The organism is Rhodococcus sp. NPDC059179 (genome assembly GCF_042754885.1).
In the GTDB taxonomy this organism is placed as follows: Bacteria; Actinomycetota; Actinomycetes; order Mycobacteriales; family Mycobacteriaceae; genus Rhodococcus_G.
The window spans coordinates 159,501-181,892 of record NZ_JBHZBV010000003.1; the positions used below are offsets into that span (position 1 = coordinate 159,501).

The window sequence follows — 22,392 nt, forward strand, 5'->3', positions numbered from 1 at the left end:
GTTAGACCTCCTCAACTGTGACGAGGTGGCGGACCACGTTGACCAGGCCACGGTTCTGCGCGTTGTCCTCGCGGACGACGGTCTGACGGATGCCCTTCAGACCGAGGGTGCGCAGGCTGTCGCGCTGGTTCTTCTTGGTGCCGATCGAGCTCTTGACCTGGGTGACTTTCAGTTCAGCCATCTCAGACTCCCTGTCCCGCACGTGCACGCAGCATGCCGGCCGGGGCCACGTCCTCGATGGGCAGACCGCGACGCGCGGCCACCTCCTCGGGACGCTGCAGACCCTTGAGGGCGGCAACGGTCGCATGCACGACGTTGATTGCGTTGTCGCTACCGAGCGACTTCGACAGGATGTCGTGGATACCCGCGCACTCGAGCACGGCACGCACCGCGCCACCGGCGATGACGCCGGTACCGGCGCTGGCCGGACGGAGCATGACCACGCCAGCCGCCGCCTCACCCTGGATCGGGTGAGTGATGGTGCCGCCGATCATCGGAACGCGGAAGAAGCTCTTGCGAGCCTCCTCGACACCCTTCTGGATGGCCGCGGGAACTTCCTTGGCCTTGCCGTAGCCGACGCCAACGAGTCCGTTGCCGTCGCCCACGATCACGAGAGCGGTGAAGCTGAAGCGCCGACCACCCTTGACGACCTTCGACACGCGGTTGATGGTGACAACGCGCTCGATGTGGTCCGACTTCGGAGCCGACTGGCCGCCACGACGATCGTCACGACCGCCGCCACGACGGTCGCCGCCGCCGCGGTTGTCGCCGCCACCGGCGGGTCCGTTCTGTCCGGCGGGTCCGCTGCCGCCGTCACGCCTCTGACGTCCCGGCATCAGACTGTCCTTCCATTCGTGAACTTCATCATCAGAACTTCAACCCGCCTTCGCGAGCAGCGTCCGCCAGGGCCGCGATGCGACCGTGGTAGCCGTGGCCACCGTGGTCGAAGACCACGGCCTCGACGCCTGCTGCCTTCGCGCGCTCGGCGATCAGCTGACCGACCTTCGCGCTCAGGGCCTTCTTGTCGCCCTCGGCCGCACGCAGGTCCGCCTCGATGGTCGACGCGGAGGCCAGGGTACGGCCCGCCAGGTCGTCCACGAGCTGGACGTGGATGTGGCGCGAGGACCGGTTCACGACCAGGCGCGGACGCTCGGGCGTACCCGAGACCTTCTTGCGCAGACGGAAGTGACGACGCGTCTTCGAGAGACGACGCGTGGTGGACGCATCCTTGCCCAGCGGGATCCGCTTGGCTTTCTGGTTTGCAGTCTGGCTCATATCACTTACCCGTCTTTCCGACCTTGCGGCGGATCTGCTCACCCTCGTAACGCACGCCCTTACCCTTGTACGGGTCCGGGCGGCGAAGACGACGGATGTTGGCCGAGATCTGGCCGACCTTCTGCTTGTCGATACCCGAGACCGAGAACCGGGTGGGCGTCTCGACGACGAAGGTGATGCCCTCGGGGGCCTCGATCGGCACCGGGTGGCTGTAACCCAGCGCGAACTCGAGGTCCTTGCCCTTGAGCGCGACGCGGTAGCCCACGCCGTGGATCTCCATCTTCGTGGTGTAGCCCTCGGTGACACCGGTGATCAGGTTGGCGACAAGGGTGCGCGAGAGGCCGTGCAGCGCGCGGCTGCGACGCTCGTCGTCCGGACGGGTGACCAGAAGGGCACCGTCCTCGCTCTTGGCAACGCTGATCGGCTCGGCGATCGTCAGCGCCAGGGTGCCCTTGGGGCCCTTGACCGAGACGTTCTGGCCTTCGATGGTGACGTCAACGCCCGCGGGGACGGTGACCGGAATCTTTCCAATACGCGACATTGTGGTGGCCTCCCTTACCAGACGTAGGCGAGGACTTCGCCGCCCACGCCCTGCTTGGCCGCCTGGCGGTCGGTGAGCAGGCCGGTCGACGTGGAGATGATCGCCACGCCGAGGCCGCCCAGGACCTTGGGCAGGTTGGTGGACTTCGCGTAAACCCGGAGGCCGGGCTTGGAAACGCGCCGGACACCCGCGAGGCTGCGCTCACGGCTGGGTCCGTACTTCAGGTCGACGATGAGGGTCTTGCCCACCTCGGCGTCCTCGGTACGGAAGTCGGAGATGTAGCCCTCACGCTTGAGGATCTCGGCGATGTTCGCCTTGATCTTCGAGTGGGGAAGCTTCACCTCATCGTGGTACGCCGAGTTGGCGTTGCGCAGACGCGTCAAGAAGTCTGCGATTGGATCGGTCATGGTCATGGGGTTGACCTGTTCACCTTTCTCGCAGCGGTTCCCATACAACACCGGGTCCGGCACTCCAGGGAGTGCCGGCCGGTCGTGGGCCTACAGCGAAGGGGTTTTCCTTCGGACTGGCTCACGGATGCAAGCCAGAAGTGTTCTCGCTACCAGGAGCTCTTGTGAACGCCGGGAAGCTCGCCCGCGTGCGCCATCTCGCGAACGCAGATTCGGCACAGGCCGAACTTGCGGAACACCGAGTGGGGACGGCCGCACCGCTGGCAGCGGGTGTAGGCGCGCACCGCGAACTTGGGCTTCTTGTTGGCCTTGTTGACCAGTGCCTTCTTCGCCATGGCTCAGTTCTCCTTGAACGGGAAGCCGAGGTGCTTGAGCAGGGCACGGCCTTCTTCGTTGTTGGTCGCGGTCGTCACGACGGTGATGTCCATACCGCGCGGGCGATCGATCTTGTCAACGTCGATCTCGTGGAACATCGACTGCTCGTTGAGACCGAAGGTGTAGTTGCCGTTGCCGTCGAACTGCTTGCCGGACAGGCCGCGGAAGTCCCTGATACGGGGCAGCGCGATGCTGACCAGGCGATCGAGGAACTCCCACATGCGGTCGCCACGGAGGGTGACGCGTGCGCCGATGGGCATGCCCTCGCGCAGCTTGAACTGCGCGATGGACTTGCGGGCCTTGCGGATCTCGGGCTTCTGACCGGTGATCAGTTCGAGGTCGGTGACCGCGCCGTTGATCAGCTTCGCGTCGCGGGCGGCGTCGCCGACACCCATGTTGACGACGACCTTGACGACGCCGGGGATCTGCATGACGTTCGCGTACTCGAACTCCGCGTTCAGCGCGTCCTTGATCTCGGCGCGGTAGCGGGTCTTCAGACGGGGAACGATCTTGTTCTCAGTGCTAGTCATCTCAGATGTCCTTCCCGTTCTTACGGGAGATCCGAACCCGCTTGCCGTTCTCGTCGGTGCGGTAGCCCACGCGAGTGGCGTTACCGTCCGAGTCCACGACCTGCACGTTCGACACGTGGATCGGGGCTTCCTGCGTCACGATGCCGCCGGAGGAGGCGCCACGCTCGTTCGCGGAGACCGCGGTGTGCTTCTTGATCCGGTTCACGCCCTCGACGAGGACCTTCTCGGTCGCCGGGAAGGCCTGAATGACCTTGCCCTTGGCGCCCTTGTCCTTGCCGGCGATGACCAGAACGGTGTCACCCTTGTGCACCTTCATCACAGCACCTCCGGGGCGAGCGAAACGATCTTCATGAACTTCTTGTCGCGCAGCTCGCGACCCACGGGTCCGAAGATGCGGGTGCCACGGGGATCGTGATCAGGCTTGATGAGGACGGCAGCGTTCTCATCGAACTTGATGTACGAGCCGTCCGGACGGCGGCGCTCCTTGGTGGTGCGGACGATGACGGCCTTGACGACCTCGCCCTTCTTGATGTTTCCACCCGGGATGGCGTCCTTGACGGTGGCGACGATGATGTCGCCGATCCCGGCGTAGCGACGAGACGACCCGCCGAGAACGCGGATGCAGAGAATCTCCTTGGCACCCGTGTTGTCGGCGACGCGCAGTCGCGACTCCTGCTGAATCACTGATCTCTCCTAAGACCTGGATTTACGTACGCAACGGATTACCGACCCGATGCGCGCGGTCTGCTGCCCATCCGAACCCGCATGCGGACATGCGGAGGTAAAGGCAACCGCTCTAGTGTAGGGAACACGCCGAGGGAATCCAAATCGTGCCCGATGGGCATCCGGCGTGCTTGGGCGGTCCCCCGCCGTGTCGACAACGAAAACGGCCCGCCCCCAACGGGGACGGGCCGTTTCGTGGTGTCGATTTCTTACTTGGCCTTCTCGAGCACCTCGACCAGACGCCAGCGCTTGGTCGCCGACAGCGGTCGGGTCTCCATGAGCTGAACGCGGTCGCCGATGCCGGCGATGCCGTTCTCGTCGTGCGCCTTCACCTTGGTGGTACGGCGGATGATCTTGCCGTACAGCGGGTGCTTCACACGATCCTCGAGCTCGACCACGATCGTCTTCTCCATCTTGTCGGAGACGACGTAGCCGATGCGGACCTTGCGGGTCCCACGCTCTTCAGTCACTGCGGTGTCCTTCTTCTCACTCATGCCGCGTCACCCGCATCCGGGCCGGCGGCGAGGCCGAGCTCACGCTCGCGCATGACGGTGTAGACGCGCGCGATCTCGTGACGGACAGTGCGCAGGCGACGGTTGTTGTCCAACTGACCGGTCGCCATCTGGAAGCGAAGGTTGAACAGCTCTTCCTTCGACTCGCGGAGCCGGGTGACCAACTCTTCTTCGCTGAGCTCACGGAGCTCTGCGGCTGGGGTTCCAGTAGCCATCAGAACTGCTCCTCCCTCGTGACGATCCTGCACTTGCACGGGAGCTTGTGCATCGCGCGGCGCAGGGCCTCACGAGCAATCTCCTCGTTGGGGTAAGTCATCTCGAACATGACCCGACCGGGCTTGATGTTCGCGACCCACCACTCGGGCGAACCCTTACCGGAACCCATTCGGGTCTCGGCCGGCTTCTTCGTGAGCGGACGATCCGGGAAGATGTTGATCCAGATCTTGCCGCCACGCTTGATGTGGCGCGTCATTGCGATACGAGCGGACTCGATCTGACGGTTGGTGATGTAGGCGGGCTCGAGAGCCTGGATGCCGTAGTCACCGAAGGTCACCTGAGTTCCGCCCTTGGCGGCACCCGAACGGCTCGGGTGGTGCTGCTTGCGGTGCTTGACCCGACGGGGGATCAACATGCGTCAGCCCTCCTGATTCGTCTCGGTCGAAGCCGGAGCTTCGGCGGTGGCGGTCGCAGCGCGGCCCGCCTCGGTGCTGGTCGCCGTGGTGCCCGAGGCGCCGGAGCGACGCGGGCGGCTCGGACGCTCGCGACGCGGGCGGTCACCGGCCGGGGCTGCAGCGCTGGCGGCAGCTTCACGCTTGCCACCGACGATGTCGCCCTTGTAGATCCAGACCTTCACGCCGATGCGGCCGAAGGTGGTCTTGGCCTCGTAGAGCCCGTAGTCGATGTCCGCACGCAGCGTGTGCAGCGGAACCCGACCCTCGCGGTAGAACTCCGAGCGGGACATCTCGGCGCCGCCGAGGCGGCCCGAGCACTGCACGCGGATGCCCTTGACGTTCGGCTGACGCATGGCCGACTGGATGGCCTTGCGCATGGCGCGACGGAACGCGACACGGTTCGACAGCTGCTCGGCAACACCCTGCGCCACGAGCTGGGCCTCGGCCTCAGCGTTCTTGACCTCGAGGATGTTGAGCTGCACCTGCTTGCCGGTCAGCTTCTCCAGCTCGGAGCGGATGCGATCGGCCTCGGCGCCGCGGCGACCGATGACGATGCCCGGACGCGCGGTGTGGATGTCGACGCGAACCCGGTCACGGGTGCGCTCGATCTCCACCTTGGCGATGCCGGCCCGCTCCATGCCGGTGGCGAGGAGCTTGCGGATGGCGACGTCTTCCTTGACGTACTCCGCGTACTGCTTGTCTGCGTACCAGCGGGACTTCCAGTCGGTCGTAATGCCGAGGCGGAAGCCGTGCGGGTTGATTTTCTGGCCCACTATCGAGCACTTCCCTTCCGGCGATTACGGGTCGAGGCGCCGGCCTTGGGCAGGCTCTCCACGATGACCGTGATGTGGCTGGTGCGCTTGCGGATCCGGAACGCACGGCCCTGTGCACGCGGCTGGAACCGCTTGAGGGTCGCACCCTCGTCCACGAACGCCGTGGCGACGACAAGCGTGCTCGGGTCCAGGTCGAGGTTGTTCTCGGCGTTGGCCGCTGCGGACGCGATCACCTTGGCGACCGGCTCGCTCGCTGCCTGCGGCGCGAACTTCAGGATCGACAGCGCGTCCTCGACGGAACGCCCGCGAACCAGGTCCACAACACGACGCGCCTTCATCGGCGTCACGCGCACGTGGCGAGCGACGGCCTTGGCGGTCGGGTTGGCGGTTTCGGTGTTACTCATCGCCTCTTCGCCTTCCGATCATCCTTGATGTGACCCTTGAACGTGCGGGTCGGTGCAAACTCTCCGAGCTTGTGTCCGACCATCGAGTCGGAGACGAACACGGGGACGTGCTTACGGCCGTCGTGGACCGCAAACGTGTGTCCGATGAAGTCCGGGATGATCGTCGAACGACGGGACCAGGTCTTGATGACCTGCTTGGTTCCCTTCTCGTTCTGCACATCCACCTTCGCGAGGAGGTGGTCATCGACGAACGGGCCCTTCTTCAGGCTGCGTGGCATTCTGAACTCCCTCCTAGCGCTTGTTCTTGCCGGTACGGCGGCGACGGACGATGAGCTTGTCGCTCGGCTTGTTGGGCTTGCGGGTACGGCCCTCAGGCTGTCCCCACGGGCTGACCGGGTGGCGACCACCGGAGGTCTTGCCCTCGCCACCACCATGCGGGTGGTCGACCGGGTTCATCACGACACCACGGACGGTCGGGCGCTTGCCCTTCCACCGCATACGTCCGGCCTTGCCCCAGTTGATGTTCGACTGCTCGGCGTTGCCGACCTCGCCGATCGACGCGCGGCAACGCACGTCGACGCGGCGGATCTCGCCGGAGGGCATACGCAGGGTCGCGTAGGTGCCTTCCTTGCCCAGCAGCTGGATGCTGGCGCCGGCCGAACGGGCCATCTTGGCGCCGCCGCCCGGACGCAGCTCCACACCGTGGATGGTGGTACCGGTCGGGATGTTGCGCAGCGGCAGGTTGTTGCCCGGCTTGATGTCGGCTCCGACACCGGACTCGACCTTCGCACCCTGCTTGAGGTCCTTCGGCGCGATGATGTAGCGCTTCTCGCCGTCGGCGTAGTGCAGCAGCGCGATGTTCGCGGTGCGGTTGGGGTCGTACTCGATGTGCGCGACCTTGGCCGGCACGCCGTCCTTGTCGTTGCGACGGAAGTCGATCAGCCGGTAGGCGCGCTTGTGTCCGCCGCCCTTGTGCCGGGTGGTGATGCGACCGTGTGCGTTACGTCCACCGCGACCGTGCAGCGGGCGAATGAGCGACTTCTCGGGCGTCGACCGAGTGATCTCGGCGAAGTCCGAGACGCTCGAGCCGCGACGGCCCGGAGTAGTCGGCTTGTACTTACGGATTCCCATGAGTCTTCTCGTCCTCTATGTCTCGTCAAGTCCCGCCCGCTTACGCGACCGGTCCTCCGAAGATCTCGATGGGCTTGCTGTCGGCGGAGAGGGTGACGAGCGCGCGCTTGGTGTCCTTGCGCTTGCCGTAACCGAACTTCGTCCGCTTGCGCTTGCCCTGACGGTTGGCGGTGTTGACACTCGTCACGGTGACGCCGAAGACCTTCTCGACGGCAATCTTGATCTGCGTCTTGTTCGAGTCCGGGTGCACCAGGAAGGTGTAGGTGCCTTCCTCGATCAGTCCGTAGGACTTCTCAGAGATGACCGGGGCCAGCAAGATGTCGCGGGGATCAGCGATGGTGCTCACTTGCTCTCCTCCTTGCTGTCTGCCTGGGCGGACTCGGCCGGCCCGTGGATGAACGCGTTGAGCGCCTCGACGCTGAACACGATGTCATCGCTGTTGAGCACGTCGTACGTGTTCAGCTGGTCGGGTGCGATGGGATGCACGCCTTCCAGGTTCTGCACGCTCTTCCATGCGGCGATGTCTGCACGCCCGACGACGAGCAGAAGCTTCTTGCGATCCGAGATCTCGCCGAGGAACGACTTCGCGCCCTTGGTGGACGGGGTCTGACCCGACACCAGTTCGGTGATCACGTGGATGCGCTCGTTGCGCGCCCGATCGGAGAGGGCACCGCGCAGGGCGGCTGCCTTCATCTTCTTGGGGGTCCGCTGGCTGTAGTCACGCGGCTGCGGGCCGTGCACGACGCCACCACCGGCGAACTGCGGAGCGCGGGTCGAGCCCTGACGGGCGCGGCCGGTGCCCTTCTGACGCCACGGCTTCTTGCCACCGCCGCGAACCTCGCCGCGGGTCTTGGTGGAGTGCGTGCCCTGACGTGCCGCGGCGAGCTGCGCGACGACGACCTGGTGCATCAGCGCGATGTTGGCCGTCGCGTCGAAGATCTCGGCGGGCAGGTCGACGGTCCCGTTGGTGCCGCCACCGGCGGTGCGGACGTCGAGGGTCAGCTTGGTTGCGGTCTCGGTCATGCGGACGCACCACCCTTCACTGCGGTCTTGACGATCACGAGGCCACCCTTGCGGCCCGGGATCGCACCCTTGATGAGCAGCAGACCGTTCTCGGCGTCCACCTTGTGGACCGAGAGGTTCTGCGTCGTGATGCGGTCGCTACCCATGCGGCCCGACATGCGCATGCCCTTGAACACGCGGCCGGGAGTGGCGCAGCCACCGATCGAACCCGGGCGACGGTGCACGGCCTGCGCGCCGTGGGAGGCGCCCTGGCCGGCGAAGCCGTGCCGCTTCATGGTTCCGGCGAAGCCCTTGCCCTTGCTGGTTCCGGTGACGTCGACGTAGGCGCCGTCCTCGAAGACCTCGGCGGTGAGCTCCTGGCCGACCTCGTACTCGGAGGCGTCCGCAACGCGGAGCTCCACGACGTGGCGACGGGGGGTCACGCCTGCCTTGGCGAACTGGCCGGATTCCGGCTTGTTGACCTTGCGCGGGTCGATCGCACCGAAGGCGAGCTGCACGGCGCTGTAGCCGTCGCGCTCCTCGGTACGGATCTGGGTGACCACGTTCGGTCCGGCCTTCACGACGGTGACCGGGACGACCCGGTTGTTCTCGTCGAAGACCTGGGTCATTCCGAGCTTGGTGCCCAGGATTCCCTTGATCTTGTTCTCAGTCATTGTTTTTGTCTCCGCCGCGCTCACTGGATGTTGACATCGACGCTGGCCGGCAGATCGATGCGCATGAGCGCGTCGACCGTCTTGGGCGTCGGGTCGAGGATGTCAATGAGCCGCTTGTGGGTACGCATCTCGAAGTGCTCGCGCGAGTCCTTGTACTTGTGCGGCGAGCGGATGACGCAGTACACGTTCTTTTCAGTCGGCAACGGCACCGGTCCAACGACACGGGCCCCGGTACGGGTCACCGTCTCGACGATCTTGCGCGCTGACGCATCGATCGCCTCATGGTCGTAGGCCTTGAGCCTGATGCGGATCTTCTGTCCCGCCACGCTTGTGTCCTCTTCCTTGCCCGATGTGATTAGGCCTCGTAGACCCTGGGGGCTACCTCGTTCGTGTAGACCGTCATGGGCTACCTCGTTTGCACAGTTCCTGCCTTGCCCATGACTGTCCGAACGTTGGCGACCGGGCAAGTACCCGATCCGCTGCCGCTGTTCATCTGTCATGGTTCTCCGGTACACGCGGTCGGGCGTGTCGCCCTACCACTCATACTCAAGGCACAAATGTGCCCTGAAGGATGAATACCGGATGCGCTCGCAAGTGAGCGCAGGTACTGCTTCCGTCCTGCATTGGCCTCTACCCCGCACTCTCTGCCGGGGCTTCGGTCATCTCTCGCCCGACGCCTGCCGCAATGGAACACGACCTGGGTCTAGGCAACCCGAACAGTATGCCGCAGACCGGCCAGGAGTTCAAATCCGATCTGACGCCACCCACCCCCATAAACTTACTCCGGAGTAAGATAGCGCCCATGGCAATCCAGACACCCACCTATCGCGGTTGGCTCAGGCTCCCCAGGAACCGCATCGGATCGACACTGTTCTCGCTGGGCATGTGCGTCCGAGTGCCCTACTTCGCGACGGTCCTCCCCCACGTCACCCGGCTGGAGCCGGGCCTGTGCGAGGTCAGATCCCCCAAGTGGTGGGGGGTACACAACCACATCGGCACCTTCCATGCCATCGCGGCCTGCAACCTCGCCGAAGCGGCGATGGGCATGCTCGCGGAGGCCACGGTGCCCACCTCCCACCGCTGGATCCCGAAGTCGATGAACACCCGGTACCTCACCAAGGCCGACACCGGGCTGCATGCCGTGGCGACGCTGCCGGAACTGCCGGACTTCGACGAGATCACCTCGGGCACCGACCTGGTGGTGTCCGTCGCACTGTTCGACAAGGCGGGCACCGAGGTGGTGCACGCGGACATCACCATCTGGGTGACCCCGAAGTAGCGTCCGATGCCGCACGGCCGCGTCAGCAGCGACGCGGCCGTCAGGCCGAGAGCGAGCCGCGCGAACTCAGTCGCCTGCGCATGTCCCAGAGGTAGACGGCCCTCGGCGCGTGCCGGACGGCTCGCGGGATCCGGGGATACACCCACGACACGACCGTCATCACTCGTTCGAACCTGCGCTGATCCCGCTCGTTCCAGGGCAGCTCGAACTGCTGCCGCAGTCGGTCGGGCAGCAGACCCGTGGTCAGCCACCGGTAGGCCGGCAGATTCGCGCGGATGAAGAAGGGCGCCCGCACCGGATGGAAGAGGTCCCGCGACACGGCCCGGACCTTCGCATCCACCTCGACGCTGTCGATCTGCTGTTTCCAGTACGCGGCGAACTCGGCGCGGTCACGCGGCCAGAGACCCTCCGGCACCTGCAGTGCGGTGCCCAGGATCGCGTACTCCCGGTACAACGCGTCGGCACTGACATCGTCAAGCTTGCCGAATACGCGTTCATAGAGGGTGACCGCGCTCTCGTAGAGGGTGGCGGCCACCCACAACTGGAGTTGCGGATCGAAAGCGCTGTAGTCGTCGGAGCGCACCTTGGCATGCGCCTTGTTGACCATCCGGACGACGGTCGCGCGCTCCTCGTCGGTGCCGTAGACGACGGCGTATATATAGGTCATCGTCGTCCGTAACCGGTCGACCGCCCGATGGGCGAAATCACTGTGGTCTGCGACTCCATGACCCACGCCCCGGTTCGCCACCTGAAGCAGGATCGCTCGGCCGCCTGCGGCGAGCATGATCCCCTCGCCCGCCACGTCCTGGAGTGTCACTGCCGCCGCCCGTCGACTCATAGTCGCCATGCAATCACACCACGGCCATGTTCACCAGAGGCTTTCCGAAATTCACACGAATACCGTGGTCATCGGCGAGAACCTGCGATCCGTCAAGGACGAAACCTGAGCGACCCGTCGTTAACTTGTGGGACAAAGACCCAGCTGGGCGCCCGCCTGGGCACCGCCGTGGACGAACTCAGCCCGAAATCGAGTCCGCGAGACGGGAAACCTGACCCGGACAAGTGACCAATTCCCAGTTGTCGATCACCCACGAACTGGACCCATGACATACTCGCGTGCATGCCTTCACCCCACTCTGCCGTCCTGGTCGAGGGAATCAAGAAGTCTTTCGGCGACGTGCATGCGTTGCGCGGTGTCAGCTTCGAGGTTCCCCGAGGGACCGTGCTCGGCATCCTGGGCCCGAATGGCGCAGGCAAGACCACGACGGTCAATGTGCTCTCGACGCTGCTGCGCCCCGATTCGGGCCGCGCGTTCGTGGCCGGCCATGACGTGGTGGCGCAGGCCGCCTCGGTGCGCCGCAGCATCATGACGACCGGCCAGTACGCAGCGCTCGATGAATCCCTCACCGCCAGAGAGAATCTCGTGCTCTTCGGCCGCCTCCTGGGGCTGAACAGGCAGTCCGCCAAGGCCCGCGCCGAGGAACTACTCCGCCAGTTCGATCTGGTGTACGCAGGCGACCGCAAGGTGTCCGGGTTCTCGGGCGGTATGCGGCGGCGCGTCGACATCGCCTGCGGACTGGTCACCCGGCCCGAGGTGGTCTTCCTCGACGAGCCGTCGACGGGCCTCGACCCCCGCAGCCGTCAGGGTGTGTGGTCGCTGGTGTCCGACCTCAAGAAGCAGGGCATCACCATCTTGCTGACCACGCAGTACCTCGAAGAGGCCGACGTCCTCAGCGACAACATCGTCGTCATCGACAAGGGCACCGTGATCGCGGAGGGCACCGCCGATCAGCTCAAGGAGCGCACCGGCGGCAGCTACTGCGAGGTGGTGCCCGTACAGCTGGCTGACCTGCCGCGGGTCTTCAACGTGCTGATGAGCCTCGTCCCGCCGGAGTACATCACCGAGACCGGCCACGACCGGCTCTCGATTCCCGCACAGTACGGCGCGCAGACTCTCGCCGAGGTGCTGCGCCGACTCGACATCGCGCGGATCCCGCTGGCAGACATCGCCCTGCGCCGTCCGTCCCTCGACGACGTGTTCCTCTCACTGACCGGGCATGCCCCCGTGGAAATGGACGCGGAAGAGGAAGAGAGCGCGGCGTCATGACCGCCGTCGCCGCAAGCCCCGTGGTCATCGCGCGGAGCGGGCGCCACCGTAAGCCGCAGCTGTCCAGCACGCAGCAGTGGCTCGCGCTGTCCGGACGCAGCCTGCATACGATGTGGACGCACGGGCAGATCTTCGTCGCGATCCTCGCCCCGCTGATCTTCACGCTCGGCTTTTACCTGCCGCTGAAGTTCGTCATGCAGGTCCAGGGCATCGACTACGCCCAGTTCGTGATGCCGATCATCGTCCTGCAGGCCATGGCGTTCACGGCGATCTCCGCGGCCAGTCGCGCCGCGACCGAGGCGTCCAACGGGATGAACGCACGGTTCCAGACGATGCCGATCTTTGCCGCGGTCCCGCTGGCCTCGCGGGTGAGCAGCCTGTTCGTCCATGCGGTCATATCCCTGCTCGCCGCGCTCGTCTACGGCCACGCGATCGGATTCCGCTTCGTCGGCGGTGCGGCCATGGCCGCTGGCTTCTGCGCGATGGCCCTCGCCGTCGGCATGTCGCTCGCGATCGGGGGCGACGCCCTCGGCACCCTCACGAAGAGCCCCGAGATCACCAGCCAAGCGCTGACCCTCCCTCAGCTGATCCTCGGCATGTTCTCGAGCGGATTCGTCCCGGTGACCCAGTTCCCCGAATGGTCCCAGCCCTTCGTCCGCAACCAGCCGATCTCCCAGTTCTCCACCGTCATGCGTTCCATGGCCGACGGCAGCATCACGCTGCATCAGATGACGCCGTCACTGCTGTGGATCGGTGGAATGCTGCTGATCTTCGCGCCGCTGTCGATCTGGGCGAATGTGAAGCGCGCATGACCGAGACCCAGACCAGGGAGCCGGCCTCCCCCATCGAGACCTTCCCGTCCGTGACCGAGGCGCACGACGAGAAGTCCGGATCGGCCCTCTACGCCCACAGCCTGCTCCAGACGGGACGCCTGATGCGCGGGTGGCTCCGCGATCCGTTCACGATGCTGCAGGCGATCGTCTACCCCGCCGTCACGCTGCTGATGTTCTGGGCGGTGCTCGGGATCTCGATCACCAAGGCCACCGGCGTGAACAGCGTCTACGGCCAAGCCCCACTGATCACCCTGGTCGGCGCGATGTTCGGCTCCATCGCGAGCGGACTTTCATTGAAGAAGGAGTGGAAGACCGGGCTACTCGCCCGCTTCTGGATGCTCCCGATCCACCGAGCGGCCGGACTGGTCAGCCGTCTGCTCGCCGAATCCATTCGCATCATGGTCACCACGGTGCTGATCGTGGCCGTGGCGATCCCGCTTGGGTTCCGGTTCAATCAGGGGTTTCTCGCGGCGATCGGCATGCTGTTCGTCCCACTGCTGCTCGGTCTCGGTTTCGCGACCCTGGTCACGATGCTGTCGGTGATGGCGGCCAAAGCGCCCCTGGTCGAACTGCTCTCGCTGCTGTGCACGCTGTTGATGTTCTTCAACTCCGGGTTCGTGCCGACCGCGGCCTACCCGACGTGGCTGCAGACCTTCGTCGAGAACCAGCCGATGTCCACCGCGATCGACGCGATGAAGGGCCTGACCCTGGGCGGCGCGGTCGCTGAGCCGTTGATCAAGACGGTGCTGTGGTCGGTCGGCGCCATCGTGCTGTTCACCTACCCCGCGATCAAGGGCTATCAGAGGGCGGCACACAACCCGGCTTCGTGACCGTCGCCTCCCCTGACCCACGGAATGTTCCAGCAGGGATTCGATCGTGACAACCCAGCCCGGTTCCCGTCCGCGGGGTCAGATGAGCTTTTTTCCTCCCCCGATGCGGCGACGAACGTCCCGCATCAGCAAGTAGTTGGCTCCGTGCCGGACGAAGCGGGGCAGAAATCGATTGACGAACGAGACGAAGACGAACAGGTGCTCGAAGCGCCTGCGATCATCCTCGCTCCACTCGACTCGCAGCTGCTCGCGAAACAGGGGCGGCAGGAAACCGACGGTCAGGAACGTCAACAGGTTCCCGAAGAAGAGCCGCAGCGGCCACGCGATCATGCGCAGATTCACCAGGTCCATCAGGTAGGCGCGGACCGTGTCGTCCATCGACACCCGGCGACACGCGTTGTTCCAGTAGTGGTCGAAGTCGACCCGGGTGGCGGGCCACATCTCCTCGGTGACCTGCAGGGTGGTGCCGAGCGTGGAGGCCGACCGATAGAACGACTCCGACTGCTCCTCGGACATCTTGCCGTGCAGAAGCTGGTGTGTGTCCTCGAACCCGATGTACAGGCAGGCTGCAACCCACAGCTGGAGCTCGCGGTTGAACGCGTTGTACTTGACCGGGCTGTTCTCGTCCGAACGCACCTGCCGGTGCGCGACGTTCACCGCCTCCCGATACGCGTGGCGTTCCTGCTCGGTTCCCAGGATCGCGACGGTGAGGTACTGAAAGGTCGTCCTGGCACGCTTCCACGGGTGCCGCATCAGGCTGCCGGACTCCACCTTGCTCTCGATCACCCCGTAAGCCACCTCGGGCCACCCCAGCTGCATCACCACGTTCGCGGCGCCGCCCGCGAACGACCAGAAGTCCAGCGCCTCGGAGATGTGTGCGGGTTTGCGCGTCCACCGTCGCGCGGACGAGGTGATCCGGATCCGGGTCTCGGCCGTGCCGAGCGCCTCCCCCGCCGCCGCGGCCTCCTGCTGGTGATGAGTGGGCATCGAATTCCCCTGTCCCTATTTGGTGTCGACGTTGTCGACGACCCATCGGTCGCCCTCGCGGACAAGGGAGACCACCATCCGATACTTCTGTGAGTTGCCGTCGGGCGAGACGACGTTCGTCGCCTGCTGGTCGACGAAGACGAGCGCCACAGCGGACGAGTCGTCGATGTGCTCGACCGCCACGTGGTCCGCGGTCGCGGTCGCCTGGCCCTTGCCCTCCGTGACGATCTGCGCGAGCGCGTCGACCATCTCGTTGTACTTGTCGGCGAACGACGGGGTCGACATCTCGATGATCTTGTCGCGGTTCTCATCCAGGCTCTGGAAGTCGAACGAGGACATCGCCACCGAGTAGTCCCTCGCTGTGTCGACGGCCTCGGCGCGCAGGTCATCGAGGTGCCGGGCGCGTAACACCTGGACCGTCAGGGCCGCGGTCGTCGCGAGCAGCGCGAACACCAGCAGCAACGCCACAAGCATCCGCGGTCGCCGCAGCGAACGGGCCGTGCTGCGCGGGCTCTGTGCCTGTGGGAGCGCATCGGTCTCGCTCGGCGCGGTGAGGGTGGTGTTGTCAGTTGCCATGTCCGAGATCCTCCAGGAGCGTCTTCCAGTAGTTCATTGCCTCGACCCCGGTGGGGATGAGGATCGGGTCGGCGACCACCGGGGGCCCGATGGTGGTCCCCGGTGTTGTCGCGTTCTGCAGGCCGAGGCCGCCCGGCCGGGGAGCGTTTCGGGCGCCACGCTGCGCGATGGAAGTCCCCGGTGGGCAGTAGAAGGTGAGATTGGGGGCAGTGGGGCTCACGTCGCCGACCGCCCGCCGTTCGGTCTCGTAGTTGCACACCGGCCCCTGGGTGGCGACGAGGGCGAAGTTGGCCCGGTCCCCCGTGACGATCGACTCCAACCTCCCCAGCCCCCGCGGGATCTCGTCGAGACCCGCGGCGAGGGCGTCGCTGCGATCGGAGATGATCGGCTCGACCGTCACCAGGTTCGCGAGCACGGCCCCGAATGTGTCGTGATAGCGATCGAACAGCTCACGGGCGGCGCCGAGCGCCTGCGGCGAGGTGTCGGCGAGGTAGACGAGGACCGGCGCGCTCGAGTCGACCTGCCCGGTGACGTCGCGGGCGGCCGCCATCCCCCGGACGAACGAATCCGACTGTCCCGCCATGGCTCCGACCAATGTCGTGGTCCGCTCGAGCAGCGACTTCAGCATCGGCGCCTGCTCGTCGAGTTGGGCCGAGAGTCGGTCGCCGTGATCGATCATGCTCGCCATCGCCGGACCCAGTCCGTCGAACGACGCTCCGAGCTCCGTGCCGATGTCGCTGACCGCCTGCGGGTCGACGTCCTCCAGCAGCCGGGCCGCCTGCAGCATCATCTGACTCATCTGGACCGGCTGTTCGTCGGCAGGCGCGGCGAGCTCGTCGCCCTCCTCGAGGTACGGGCCGTCCCCGGTATTGGGAAAGATGTCGACGTTCTGGATGCCCGCGGCGGTCCCCATCCCGACCCTGGCCACGCTGTCCCGCGGGATCAGGGTCCCCGGGTTCAGGTCGAACTCCACTCGGGCACCGCGGATATCGGGGTCGAGCGAGACGTTTGCCACCTTCCCGACCGTGACCCCCCGGTAGGTGACGCTGGTGCCTTCGGTGAGCCCGAGTGCGTCGCTCATCGCGCTGTGCACCCGGATCGAGTCCCCGAACGCCTGCGGCCCGAGGACGTAGTTGATCCCGAACGGGATCACGATCGCCGACGTGAGGGCGAACAGGACCAGCTGGACCAACACCAGGCGTCTCATCGGACACCCCCCGCCAACAGCGACGCGAGGGTGCCTGCCGGGGTGGTCGCGGCGCCGCTTGGCAATGGCCCACCGGTGATCAGCTTGTCGATCCCGCCCGGAATGTCGAGCGCGCCATCGAAGTTCAGGTAGTCGCCGTGGACCGATCGACCGAAGTTGTCCATGAAGGTGTTCATGTTGTCGAGCGTCGTACCGATCCGGCCGTTGAAGCTGTTCAACGCCCCGATGACCGTCCCGGCATCGGCGAGCAGGCCGTCGAGGCCCTGCGGCGACGCCGCGAGGATTGCATCGGTGTTGCTCGCGAGGGCGGTCGTCGAGGCGAGCAGCGAGGCGATGGAATCTCGTTGCTGCGCGAGCAGTTCGACCGCACCCGGCACCGTGTCGAGGTAACCGTCGACGGCCCGTTGCTGGTCCGTCAACTGCTGAGAGACCCGCGCCGCGAGGTCGACGGCGGCGTCGAAGTCGCCCTGATTGGCTGTGGCTTCTGACATCAGGGTCGCCATCGTGTCCATCAGCCCCCGTACCTCGCCCGACCGGCCCGCGAACGCCGTGTTCAGCTCGTCGACCACGGTCCGCAGTTGACTGAGCCCGCTCCCGCTGACGATCGTGCCGAGGGTGGCGAGCGCACTCTCGATCTGGGGGCCGATCGTCGCGCGGGACTCGGCGATGACGTCCCCCGCCCGCAACGGCCGCGGCGAAGGCTCCGTTGGCGCGGTGAGCCGGACGAACGGGTTGCCCAGCGCCGACGGCAGTTCCACCGACGCCTCGACGTTCTCCGGCAGTTCGGTCGCGAGTTCGAGACTCAGCAGGGCCTTCGCCCCGATGGTGTCGGTCGCGAGGCCCGCGACGCGACCGATCACCTTCTGCCCGTTGAGTACGTCGGCACCCGGCAGCAACCCGGCCGCGGTGGCCAGTTGCAGCGTCACCGGGTAGTCGGGGCCGTCCGCGGTGCGCCCGAGCGGCAGGTCCTGCATTCCCACCCCGCACCCGGCCAGCACGAGGCATCCCAGACCCGCGGCCGCCAGTCGAATCATCGTGCGACCCATCAGTTTCCCTTCGGTGGCAGCGCCCCACCGGTGACGGCCGAGACGATGCCAAGCGGGTCGGATGCACTGACCGGGAAGGAGATCGGGTTGGTGAACCCGGCTCCGGTGCACAGTGGCAGCGGGTGGGCGTCGCAGAGCGGTTTCGCGACGGCGAACTGGGTCAGCGCGGTCGAGACGTTCAGCCGGATCCGGCCGCGGTTGTCGGGACCGACGGAGTTGGACAGGTTCTGCATCAGCAACGGCACCACGTCCATGAACTCAGCCAGACCCGACTGGTTCGCGGCCAGCACCTCGCCGAGCACGCGCGTGTTCTCGGCGATCGAACCGACGTCGTCACCGTGCAGGCTCATGAAGGAATTGACCTGGTCGAGCACCACACGCAGGTTCTCCAGCGGTCCGGCGATGTCGACCTCCTGGGCCGACCACTCGTCGCCGAGCGCACCGAGGTCGGCGACCAGCGAGTCCAGGCTCACCTGGCGGGCATCCAGCGCGGCCATCAGGGTGTTGAGGTTGCGCACCAGTGCGCCGATGTCCTCGGCTCGCGCTCCCACCACTCCCGTTGCGGCACTGAGGTTCTTGATCGCGGTGTTGAACTGTTCGCCGTTGCCGCGCCAGTTGTCCGCCGCCTTGGTGAGCAGGTCGCCGGTCGCGGCGCCGCCGCCACCGGGAGCGCTGCCGCCGAGTGCGTCGGTCAGCGTGCTGATGCTGCCCATCAGCCCGTCGAAGTCGATCGGCGCGTGGCTGCGCTCCGCGGGAATCTCGGCGCCGTCGGCAAGCATCGGTCCACCCTGATACGTGGGGCCGAGTTCGACGTGTCGGTCGCTGATCACCGAGGGGTTGAGCACGTACGCATTCGCGTCCGCGGGCAGTTCCACCTCGCCCGGCACCGTCATCGTCACGCGCACCGTGGTCCCCTGTGGCTGGACCTCGATCACCGACCCGACCGGGACGCCGAGCACCGTCACCTTGCTGCCCGGGTAGATCCCGTTCACGTAACTGAAGTTCGCGTGCACGGTCTTCGAGTCGTCGGTGTGCGCGAAGACAAACCATCCCGCCGTCGCCAGCGCGACGACGAGCGCGAGTGCGGTCGCGATCCGCGACCTTCGCGCGGTGGACTTCCGCGCGGTGCTCACCTGCACCCCTGCATGACACCGATGGCGCACAGTAGGTTGTCCGGGATCACCGCGGCTGGCGCGTTGACGTCGGTCCAGGCACCGTTTCCTGTCGCGTCGGCTGCCGATCGCAGCGCGGGCGGGAGCCGATCCATCAGCAGCTCGATGTTGTCGGCGTTCCGCTTCAAGGTGTCGGTGATCGACACGAGATTGGTGACCATCAACCCGAACTCCTCCTGGTGGTCGGTCATCGACGTGGAGGCGGTGGCGATGACCGCGCTCAGGTTGTCCACCAGCTCGGTCAGCGCGTGCTTGCGGACGGCGAGAATCTGGATCACCGTCTGCGCGTTCGACATCGTCGTCGTCAGCGAGTCGCTCTGACGGACAACGAGATCGGACAGGGACCGGGACATGGCGAGGAGTTCGTCGACCTGCTGACCGTTCTCGGCGAATGCGGCCGAGGCGCCGCTCAGGCCGGCGAGCGTCTTTCCGAGTTGCTCCGAGTCGGCAGGCATCACCTGCGACAGCGTCGTCATCATCGCCTGCATCGAGTCGAGGTCGACGCCCTTGGCCGCCTCCGTCGCATCCCTGCTGACGTCGTCGAGGCTGTACGGAACCGTGGTTCGGGAGCGGGGTATGACGGTGTCGCCGTCATCCACTCCCGCAGGCACGACCTCGAGGTAGCGCTTACCGAGGACCGTCTTGAGCCGCACGGTCGCGGTGCTCTGATTGCCCAGTGGCTGGCGCTTGTCCAGCCGGAAGTCCACCCGCACATGGTCGCCCGCCAACTCGATGCCCTCCACCCGACCGGCGGGCACCCCTGCCACGTACACGGGGTCGCCGCCCGACAGCCCGCTGGCGTTGTCGAGTTCTGCGACAAAGGGACTGGTGCGGACCTGATACCACGCCTTCGGCGCTCCGATCGCGACGACCAGCCCCGCCAGCAGCAGGATGATTCCCAGTGCGCCAAGCGCCATCGGTGTGCCGCTGCCACGGCGCCGGTCGCCCTTGAACAGGAATGTCATCATGCCGACGAAGACGTCGATCAGCTTGACCAGGAACATCATGAGCACACCGGAGAATGCGTCGGGCCGAAGATGTTCGCTTCCAAGTCGCCCGCCTTCAACGTGAAGTTGCACAGGTAGAGATTGACGAACCCGCCGTAACTGCCCATCCGGTTGATCGCGGCCGCGAACTCCGGCATCTTCGCCACGAAGGCGTTGAACTCGTCGGTGCCCGCGACCCAGGCGTCGGTCATCGACCTGAGGTCGGTCACCGACTGACCGAAGGCTCCGTTGGAGCGGGCCATCGCCTGAGCCAGTTGGGCGACCGCCCGGTTGCCGTCGCCGAGCAACGCGACCAGGTGATCGCTGTTGCCCGCCACCGCGGTGCTCAGCCCGCTGAGCCCGGCGAGCAGCTGTTCGAGCTGCGGCGCCCGCGCATTGACCGAACCCAGCAGCGACGCCAGGTTGTCGACCAGCTGCGTGATCACGTCCTGCCGATCGACCAGGCCTGCGCTCAGCGACCCGATCTGCGAGAGCAGAGTCGCGATCGTCTGTCCCTGGCCACCGAAGGTCTCCACGAATCCCCTGGTGAGAGCGTTGACCTGATCCGGCGCCAGCGCGTCGAAGAGCGGCCGGAACCCGTTCATCAGCGCGGTGAGGTCGACGGGCGGCGTGGTCTGCGCGGTGGGAATCACCGCGCCCGGGTTCAGGGTTGCCGCCTGCTGCCGGTCGCCTCGGGTTGCGAGCGCCACCGCGTCGACCGCAGTCCCGTCCGGCTGAGTCAGCGCGATGTAGCGGGCCCCGAGCATGTCGCCGTACCGGACCGCGGCCGTCACGTCCCTGGCCAGCAAGTGCTCGGATTCGACCTCGATGCGGACCACCGCCTTGCTGGTGCCGCCGCCCGCGTCGGCGAAGTCGATCGCGTCGACTCGGCCCACTCGCACTCCCGCCATGGTCACCGCGTTGCCCGGGCTGAGCCCCTCCACATCGGTGAACTCCAGCGTGTAGTCGTCGGTGGCTCCGCGCACGGGAACGGACAGCGTGTTCACCACGAACGAGGCGCACAGCGCGCCGGTCACGCAGAACCCGATCGCCTTCACTGCGGCCACCCAGCCGAGTTTCATCGGACGGTCACCTCGTTCCCCCGCACCATGGGCCCGAGCATCACGACGGTGGCCGGGTTCGGCGCCGCGTCGGCGGACGTCGGGATTCCACGCAGGTGGCCCTCGAGGAGGTTCAGCGCGGGGGCTTCGCGCACGGCGTCGACCAGGTCCGACTCAAGGAAGGAGGCCGGGGCGACGGCCGCCACCGGCTGCGGCGACGCGGCGGTCGGCTGGGGCTGCGTCGCCTGGCCCCCACCGCAATTCGCGCCGTACTCGTCGCCGTAGTGCGGACAATCGGCCGCCGTGTACGGCAGCGGCCCTTGAAAGGTCGGCACCGCGGTGATGTTGAACTTTCCGGTGGCGAAGACCCGCGCGCCCGCGGCCCCGAAGGTCTCGGCACCCGCAAGCGTGTCGACCAGACCGGACGGGTTCGCGGCCGTCGTCGCCAGGATCGTGCCGGTGGAGTCCATCACGGTGATGATCCGGTCGCGCTGTTCACCGACGAACGACGCCGCCACCGAGGCAAACCCCGCCGCACTGCCGAACATCGCGGCCATCTGGTCGCCGTGGTCGACGATGCTCTGCGACACCGATGTCGCCGCGGTCAGTGTGGCCAGCACGTCCGGCGTCGCCGTGTCGAGAGCGGCGATCACCGAACGGAAGTCCGGTGTGGCGGCGAGGAACTCCTGTGCGGAGGGGGCCAGCGTCCGCGAGGCCGAGCCGAGCCGGTCGACGATTCGGCCGACAGTCTCGCCCCGACCGTCCAGCGCCTTGCCCAACGCGGTCAGTGCGGTCTGCATCTTCTGCGGCTGCATGCGGTCGAGGACCTCGACCATCTTCGTGTAGACCCCGTAGAGCGCCACCGCGTCCGGGCCGGTGTCGACGCCGATCGTGTCGCCGTCCGCGAGCGAGCCCCCTGCCGCAGCGTCAGGGGCGTCGACCAACTGGATGTAGATGTCCCCGAAGAAGGTCCTGGGTACCACCCGCGCGAGAACCGAGGACGGAACCCGCCCGATCGACGCGTCGTCGATCTGCAGACGCACTACGGAAGATTCCGTGCCCGAGTCGATTCCGGCGATTCGTCCGATGTTGACACCGGAGTAGCGCACCGGCGCTTCGCCGGTGATCAGTCCCGCCGACGCGGGGATGGCGACGACCACGACGGCATCGCGCTCCAGGTTTCCCGACCCGCGCATCACCATCGCCACCGCGACGAGCACGCCGACGAGCACCGCGATCGCCCCACGGAGCGCCAGCCGGGCGCGCGAGCGCCCCGTGAACTGGTCCACC

The 22,392-nt window shown here is 66.4% G+C and carries 33 protein-coding genes; 4 read left to right on the forward strand and 29 right to left on the reverse strand.

Translation table 11 applies throughout. The features are described from left to right. Position 1 precedes the first annotated feature (1 nt). The 20 genes from rpmD to rpsJ form a co-directional block, all read right to left on the reverse strand. Positions 2 to 181 (reverse strand): 50S ribosomal protein L30, encoded by a 180-nt coding sequence (rpmD, locus tag ACFXMV_RS09105; RefSeq protein ID WP_027503165.1) that lies wholly within the window; start codon positions 179 to 181, stop codon positions 2 to 4. A gap of 1 nt (position 182) precedes the next feature. After that, entirely contained in the window at positions 183 to 836 is a 654-nt protein-coding gene (gene rpsE / locus ACFXMV_RS09110; protein ID WP_378502245.1) for a 30S ribosomal protein S5, read from the reverse strand. Positions 837 to 867: 31 nt separating this feature from the next. Next, positions 868 to 1,275, reverse strand: coding sequence for a 50S ribosomal protein L18 (gene rplR / locus ACFXMV_RS09115; protein ID WP_378502244.1), 408 nt, complete (start codon positions 1,273 to 1,275; stop codon positions 868 to 870). A 1-nt stretch (position 1,276) separates the two neighbouring features. Beyond that, positions 1,277 to 1,816: a 50S ribosomal protein L6 gene (gene rplF, locus ACFXMV_RS09120; protein WP_097211073.1), complete on the reverse strand. Its 540-nt coding sequence runs from the start codon at positions 1,814 to 1,816 to the stop codon at positions 1,277 to 1,279. 14 nt (positions 1,817 to 1,830) lie between these two features. Next, positions 1,831 to 2,229 carry a 30S ribosomal protein S8 gene (gene rpsH / locus ACFXMV_RS09125; protein ID WP_142100159.1) on the reverse strand — a complete coding sequence of 133 codons (399 nt, stop codon included), beginning with the start codon at positions 2,227 to 2,229 and terminating at the stop codon, positions 1,831 to 1,833. A 143-nt stretch (positions 2,230 to 2,372) separates the two neighbouring features. Continuing rightward, the gene (locus ACFXMV_RS09130) at positions 2,373 to 2,558 is read right to left on the reverse strand and encodes a type Z 30S ribosomal protein S14 (RefSeq protein WP_005239644.1); all 186 of its coding nucleotides are present in this window, start codon (positions 2,556 to 2,558) and stop codon (positions 2,373 to 2,375) included. A 3-nt stretch (positions 2,559 to 2,561) separates the two neighbouring features. After that, entirely contained in the window at positions 2,562 to 3,128 is a 567-nt protein-coding gene (gene rplE, locus ACFXMV_RS09135) for a 50S ribosomal protein L5 (protein WP_378502468.1), read from the reverse strand. A 1-nt stretch (position 3,129) separates the two neighbouring features. After that, positions 3,130 to 3,444 (reverse strand): 50S ribosomal protein L24, encoded by a 315-nt coding sequence (gene rplX / locus ACFXMV_RS09140; protein ID WP_027503160.1) that lies wholly within the window; start codon positions 3,442 to 3,444, stop codon positions 3,130 to 3,132. Further along, a complete protein-coding gene (gene rplN / locus ACFXMV_RS09145; RefSeq protein ID WP_027503159.1) occupies positions 3,444 to 3,812 on the reverse strand; it encodes a 50S ribosomal protein L14 in 369 nt (122 codons plus the stop codon). Before rplN ends, rplX begins: the two co-directional genes overlap by 1 nt. Positions 3,813 to 4,060: 248 nt before the next feature. Next, entirely contained in the window at positions 4,061 to 4,345 is a 285-nt protein-coding gene (gene rpsQ / locus ACFXMV_RS09150) for a 30S ribosomal protein S17 (RefSeq protein WP_378408655.1), read from the reverse strand. After that, entirely contained in the window at positions 4,342 to 4,578 is a 237-nt protein-coding gene (rpmC, locus tag ACFXMV_RS09155) for a 50S ribosomal protein L29 (protein WP_378500609.1), read from the reverse strand. The genes rpsQ and rpmC overlap by 4 nt, the downstream gene beginning before the upstream one ends. Then, positions 4,578 to 4,994, reverse strand: coding sequence for a 50S ribosomal protein L16 (rplP, locus tag ACFXMV_RS09160; RefSeq protein WP_027503156.1), 417 nt, complete (start codon positions 4,992 to 4,994; stop codon positions 4,578 to 4,580). The genes rpmC and rplP overlap by 1 nt, the downstream gene beginning before the upstream one ends. 3 nt (positions 4,995 to 4,997) lie before the next feature. Then, positions 4,998 to 5,807 carry a 30S ribosomal protein S3 gene (gene rpsC / locus ACFXMV_RS09165; protein ID WP_378500608.1) on the reverse strand — a complete coding sequence of 270 codons (810 nt, stop codon included), beginning with the start codon at positions 5,805 to 5,807 and terminating at the stop codon, positions 4,998 to 5,000. Next, positions 5,807 to 6,211, reverse strand: coding sequence for a 50S ribosomal protein L22 (gene rplV, locus ACFXMV_RS09170; RefSeq protein ID WP_378500607.1), 405 nt, complete (start codon positions 6,209 to 6,211; stop codon positions 5,807 to 5,809). Before rplV ends, rpsC begins: the two co-directional genes overlap by 1 nt. Next, on the reverse strand, positions 6,208 to 6,489 hold the full coding sequence (gene rpsS / locus ACFXMV_RS09175) for a 30S ribosomal protein S19 (RefSeq protein WP_003940820.1): 282 nt from the start codon (positions 6,487 to 6,489) through the stop codon (positions 6,208 to 6,210). Before rpsS ends, rplV begins: the two co-directional genes overlap by 4 nt. A gap of 13 nt (positions 6,490 to 6,502) precedes the next feature. Further along, a complete protein-coding gene (gene rplB, locus ACFXMV_RS09180) occupies positions 6,503 to 7,342 on the reverse strand; it encodes a 50S ribosomal protein L2 (protein WP_378500606.1) in 840 nt (279 codons plus the stop codon). A 40-nt stretch (positions 7,343 to 7,382) separates the two neighbouring features. After that, on the reverse strand, positions 7,383 to 7,688 hold the full coding sequence (gene rplW, locus ACFXMV_RS09185; protein WP_056818486.1) for a 50S ribosomal protein L23: 306 nt from the start codon (positions 7,686 to 7,688) through the stop codon (positions 7,383 to 7,385). Beyond that, positions 7,685 to 8,365: a 50S ribosomal protein L4 gene (gene rplD / locus ACFXMV_RS09190; protein WP_378500605.1), complete on the reverse strand. Its 681-nt coding sequence runs from the start codon at positions 8,363 to 8,365 to the stop codon at positions 7,685 to 7,687. Before rplD ends, rplW begins: the two co-directional genes overlap by 4 nt. Beyond that, the gene (gene rplC / locus ACFXMV_RS09195; RefSeq protein ID WP_097211071.1) at positions 8,362 to 9,018 is read right to left on the reverse strand and encodes a 50S ribosomal protein L3; all 657 of its coding nucleotides are present in this window, start codon (positions 9,016 to 9,018) and stop codon (positions 8,362 to 8,364) included. The genes rplD and rplC overlap by 4 nt, the downstream gene beginning before the upstream one ends. Before the next feature lie 20 nt (positions 9,019 to 9,038). Continuing rightward, on the reverse strand, positions 9,039 to 9,344 hold the full coding sequence (gene rpsJ / locus ACFXMV_RS09200; RefSeq protein WP_003938093.1) for a 30S ribosomal protein S10: 306 nt from the start codon (positions 9,342 to 9,344) through the stop codon (positions 9,039 to 9,041). Positions 9,345 to 9,820: 476 nt separating this feature from the next. On the opposite strand from rpsJ, the gene ACFXMV_RS09205 reads away from it, so the two are divergent. Beyond that, positions 9,821 to 10,297 (forward strand): hotdog fold domain-containing protein, encoded by a 477-nt coding sequence (locus ACFXMV_RS09205; RefSeq protein WP_378500604.1) that lies wholly within the window; start codon positions 9,821 to 9,823, stop codon positions 10,295 to 10,297. A gap of 40 nt (positions 10,298 to 10,337) precedes the next feature. On the opposite strand, the gene ACFXMV_RS09210 is transcribed toward ACFXMV_RS09205, so the two are convergent. After that, positions 10,338 to 11,144 (reverse strand): oxygenase MpaB family protein, encoded by an 807-nt coding sequence (locus ACFXMV_RS09210; protein WP_378502896.1) that lies wholly within the window; start codon positions 11,142 to 11,144, stop codon positions 10,338 to 10,340. A gap of 273 nt (positions 11,145 to 11,417) precedes the next feature. On the opposite strand from ACFXMV_RS09210, the gene ACFXMV_RS09215 reads away from it, so the two are divergent. From ACFXMV_RS09215 to ACFXMV_RS09225, 3 genes are read left to right on the forward strand one after another with little or no spacing between them, the layout of a single operon-like run. Continuing rightward, entirely contained in the window at positions 11,418 to 12,404 is a 987-nt protein-coding gene (locus ACFXMV_RS09215; protein ID WP_378502080.1) for an ATP-binding cassette domain-containing protein, read from the forward strand. Continuing rightward, positions 12,401 to 13,216 carry an ABC transporter permease gene (locus tag ACFXMV_RS09220; RefSeq protein WP_378502081.1) on the forward strand — a complete coding sequence of 272 codons (816 nt, stop codon included), beginning with the start codon at positions 12,401 to 12,403 and terminating at the stop codon, positions 13,214 to 13,216. Before ACFXMV_RS09215 ends, ACFXMV_RS09220 begins: the two co-directional genes overlap by 4 nt. Next, a complete protein-coding gene (locus tag ACFXMV_RS09225; RefSeq protein WP_378502897.1) occupies positions 13,213 to 14,067 on the forward strand; it encodes an ABC transporter permease in 855 nt (284 codons plus the stop codon). Before ACFXMV_RS09220 ends, ACFXMV_RS09225 begins: the two co-directional genes overlap by 4 nt. 78 nt (positions 14,068 to 14,145) lie before the next feature. Here ACFXMV_RS09225 and ACFXMV_RS09230 read toward each other — a convergent pair whose 3' ends face one another. The 8 genes from ACFXMV_RS09230 to ACFXMV_RS09265 are packed head-to-tail and all read right to left on the reverse strand — an operon-like array spanning position 14,146 to position 22,391. Beyond that, complete coding sequence (locus tag ACFXMV_RS09230; protein ID WP_378502898.1) at positions 14,146 to 15,054, reverse strand: oxygenase MpaB family protein; 909 nt, start codon at positions 15,052 to 15,054, stop codon at positions 14,146 to 14,148. A 15-nt stretch (positions 15,055 to 15,069) separates the two neighbouring features. After that, on the reverse strand, positions 15,070 to 15,630 hold the full coding sequence (locus ACFXMV_RS09235; RefSeq protein ID WP_378501432.1) for a mce associated protein mas1a: 561 nt from the start codon (positions 15,628 to 15,630) through the stop codon (positions 15,070 to 15,072). Next, a complete protein-coding gene (locus ACFXMV_RS09240) occupies positions 15,620 to 16,837 on the reverse strand; it encodes an MlaD family protein (protein WP_378501433.1) in 1,218 nt (405 codons plus the stop codon). Before ACFXMV_RS09240 ends, ACFXMV_RS09235 begins: the two co-directional genes overlap by 11 nt. Continuing rightward, complete coding sequence (locus ACFXMV_RS09245; protein WP_378501434.1) at positions 16,834 to 17,883, reverse strand: MCE family protein; 1,050 nt, start codon at positions 17,881 to 17,883, stop codon at positions 16,834 to 16,836. Before ACFXMV_RS09245 ends, ACFXMV_RS09240 begins: the two co-directional genes overlap by 4 nt. Next, positions 17,883 to 19,016, reverse strand: coding sequence for an MCE family protein (locus ACFXMV_RS09250; RefSeq protein ID WP_378501435.1), 1,134 nt, complete (start codon positions 19,014 to 19,016; stop codon positions 17,883 to 17,885). The genes ACFXMV_RS09245 and ACFXMV_RS09250 overlap by 1 nt, the downstream gene beginning before the upstream one ends. Beyond that, positions 19,013 to 20,059, reverse strand: a complete 1,047-nt coding sequence (locus tag ACFXMV_RS09255; RefSeq protein WP_378502958.1) for an MCE family protein — start codon at positions 20,057 to 20,059, stop codon at positions 19,013 to 19,015. The genes ACFXMV_RS09250 and ACFXMV_RS09255 overlap by 4 nt, the downstream gene beginning before the upstream one ends. Further along, on the reverse strand, positions 20,059 to 21,123 hold the full coding sequence (locus ACFXMV_RS09260; protein ID WP_378502899.1) for an MCE family protein: 1,065 nt from the start codon (positions 21,121 to 21,123) through the stop codon (positions 20,059 to 20,061). The genes ACFXMV_RS09255 and ACFXMV_RS09260 overlap by 1 nt, the downstream gene beginning before the upstream one ends. Next, positions 21,120 to 22,391: an MCE family protein gene (locus ACFXMV_RS09265; protein WP_378499560.1), complete on the reverse strand. Its 1,272-nt coding sequence runs from the start codon at positions 22,389 to 22,391 to the stop codon at positions 21,120 to 21,122. Before ACFXMV_RS09265 ends, ACFXMV_RS09260 begins: the two co-directional genes overlap by 4 nt. Position 22,392 lies beyond the last annotated feature (1 nt).

Coding starts and splice junctions, on each gene's coding strand:
- rpmD (WP_027503165.1), bottom strand. CDS start 181: ATGGCTGAACTGAAAGTCACCCAGGTCAAGAGCTCGATCGGCACCAAG.
- rpsE (WP_378502245.1), bottom strand. CDS start 836: ATGCCGGGACGTCAGAGGCGTGACGGCGGCAGCGGACCCGCCGGACAG.
- rplR (WP_378502244.1), bottom strand. CDS start 1,275: ATGAGCCAGACTGCAAACCAGAAAGCCAAGCGGATCCCGCTGGGCAAG.
- rplF (WP_097211073.1), bottom strand. CDS start 1,816: ATGTCGCGTATTGGAAAGATTCCGGTCACCGTCCCCGCGGGCGTTGAC.
- rpsH (WP_142100159.1), bottom strand. CDS start 2,229: ATGACCATGACCGATCCAATCGCAGACTTCTTGACGCGTCTGCGCAAC.
- ACFXMV_RS09130 (WP_005239644.1), bottom strand. CDS start 2,558: ATGGCGAAGAAGGCACTGGTCAACAAGGCCAACAAGAAGCCCAAGTTC.
- rplE (WP_378502468.1), bottom strand. CDS start 3,128: ATGACTAGCACTGAGAACAAGATCGTTCCCCGTCTGAAGACCCGCTAC.
- rplX (WP_027503160.1), bottom strand. CDS start 3,444: ATGAAGGTGCACAAGGGTGACACCGTTCTGGTCATCGCCGGCAAGGAC.
- rpsQ (WP_378408655.1), bottom strand. CDS start 4,345: ATGAGTGAGAAGAAGGACACCGCAGTGACTGAAGAGCGTGGGACCCGC.
- rpmC (WP_378500609.1), bottom strand. CDS start 4,578: ATGGCTACTGGAACCCCAGCCGCAGAGCTCCGTGAGCTCAGCGAAGAA.
- rplP (WP_027503156.1), bottom strand. CDS start 4,994: ATGTTGATCCCCCGTCGGGTCAAGCACCGCAAGCAGCACCACCCGAGC.
- rplV (WP_378500607.1), bottom strand. CDS start 6,211: ATGAGTAACACCGAAACCGCCAACCCGACCGCCAAGGCCGTCGCTCGC.
- rpsS (WP_003940820.1), bottom strand. CDS start 6,489: ATGCCACGCAGCCTGAAGAAGGGCCCGTTCGTCGATGACCACCTCCTC.
- rplB (WP_378500606.1), bottom strand. CDS start 7,342: ATGGGAATCCGTAAGTACAAGCCGACTACTCCGGGCCGTCGCGGCTCG.
- rplD (WP_378500605.1), bottom strand. CDS start 8,365: ATGACCGAGACCGCAACCAAGCTGACCCTCGACGTCCGCACCGCCGGT.
- rplC (WP_097211071.1), bottom strand. CDS start 9,018: ATGACTGAGAACAAGATCAAGGGAATCCTGGGCACCAAGCTCGGAATG.
- ACFXMV_RS09205 (WP_378500604.1), top strand. CDS start 9,821: ATGGCAATCCAGACACCCACCTATCGCGGTTGGCTCAGGCTCCCCAGG.
- ACFXMV_RS09210 (WP_378502896.1), bottom strand. CDS start 11,144: ATGGCGACTATGAGTCGACGGGCGGCGGCAGTGACACTCCAGGACGTG.
- ACFXMV_RS09215 (WP_378502080.1), top strand. CDS start 11,418: ATGCCTTCACCCCACTCTGCCGTCCTGGTCGAGGGAATCAAGAAGTCT.
- ACFXMV_RS09220 (WP_378502081.1), top strand. CDS start 12,401: ATGACCGCCGTCGCCGCAAGCCCCGTGGTCATCGCGCGGAGCGGGCGC.
- ACFXMV_RS09225 (WP_378502897.1), top strand. CDS start 13,213: ATGACCGAGACCCAGACCAGGGAGCCGGCCTCCCCCATCGAGACCTTC.
- ACFXMV_RS09230 (WP_378502898.1), bottom strand. CDS start 15,054: ATGCCCACTCATCACCAGCAGGAGGCCGCGGCGGCGGGGGAGGCGCTC.
- ACFXMV_RS09235 (WP_378501432.1), bottom strand. CDS start 15,630: ATGGCAACTGACAACACCACCCTCACCGCGCCGAGCGAGACCGATGCG.
- ACFXMV_RS09240 (WP_378501433.1), bottom strand. CDS start 16,837: ATGAGACGCCTGGTGTTGGTCCAGCTGGTCCTGTTCGCCCTCACGTCG.
- ACFXMV_RS09245 (WP_378501434.1), bottom strand. CDS start 17,883: ATGGGTCGCACGATGATTCGACTGGCGGCCGCGGGTCTGGGATGCCTC.
- ACFXMV_RS09255 (WP_378502958.1), bottom strand. CDS start 20,059: ATGTTCCTGGTCAAGCTGATCGACGTCTTCGTCGGCATGATGACATTC.
- ACFXMV_RS09260 (WP_378502899.1), bottom strand. CDS start 21,123: ATGAAACTCGGCTGGGTGGCCGCAGTGAAGGCGATCGGGTTCTGCGTG.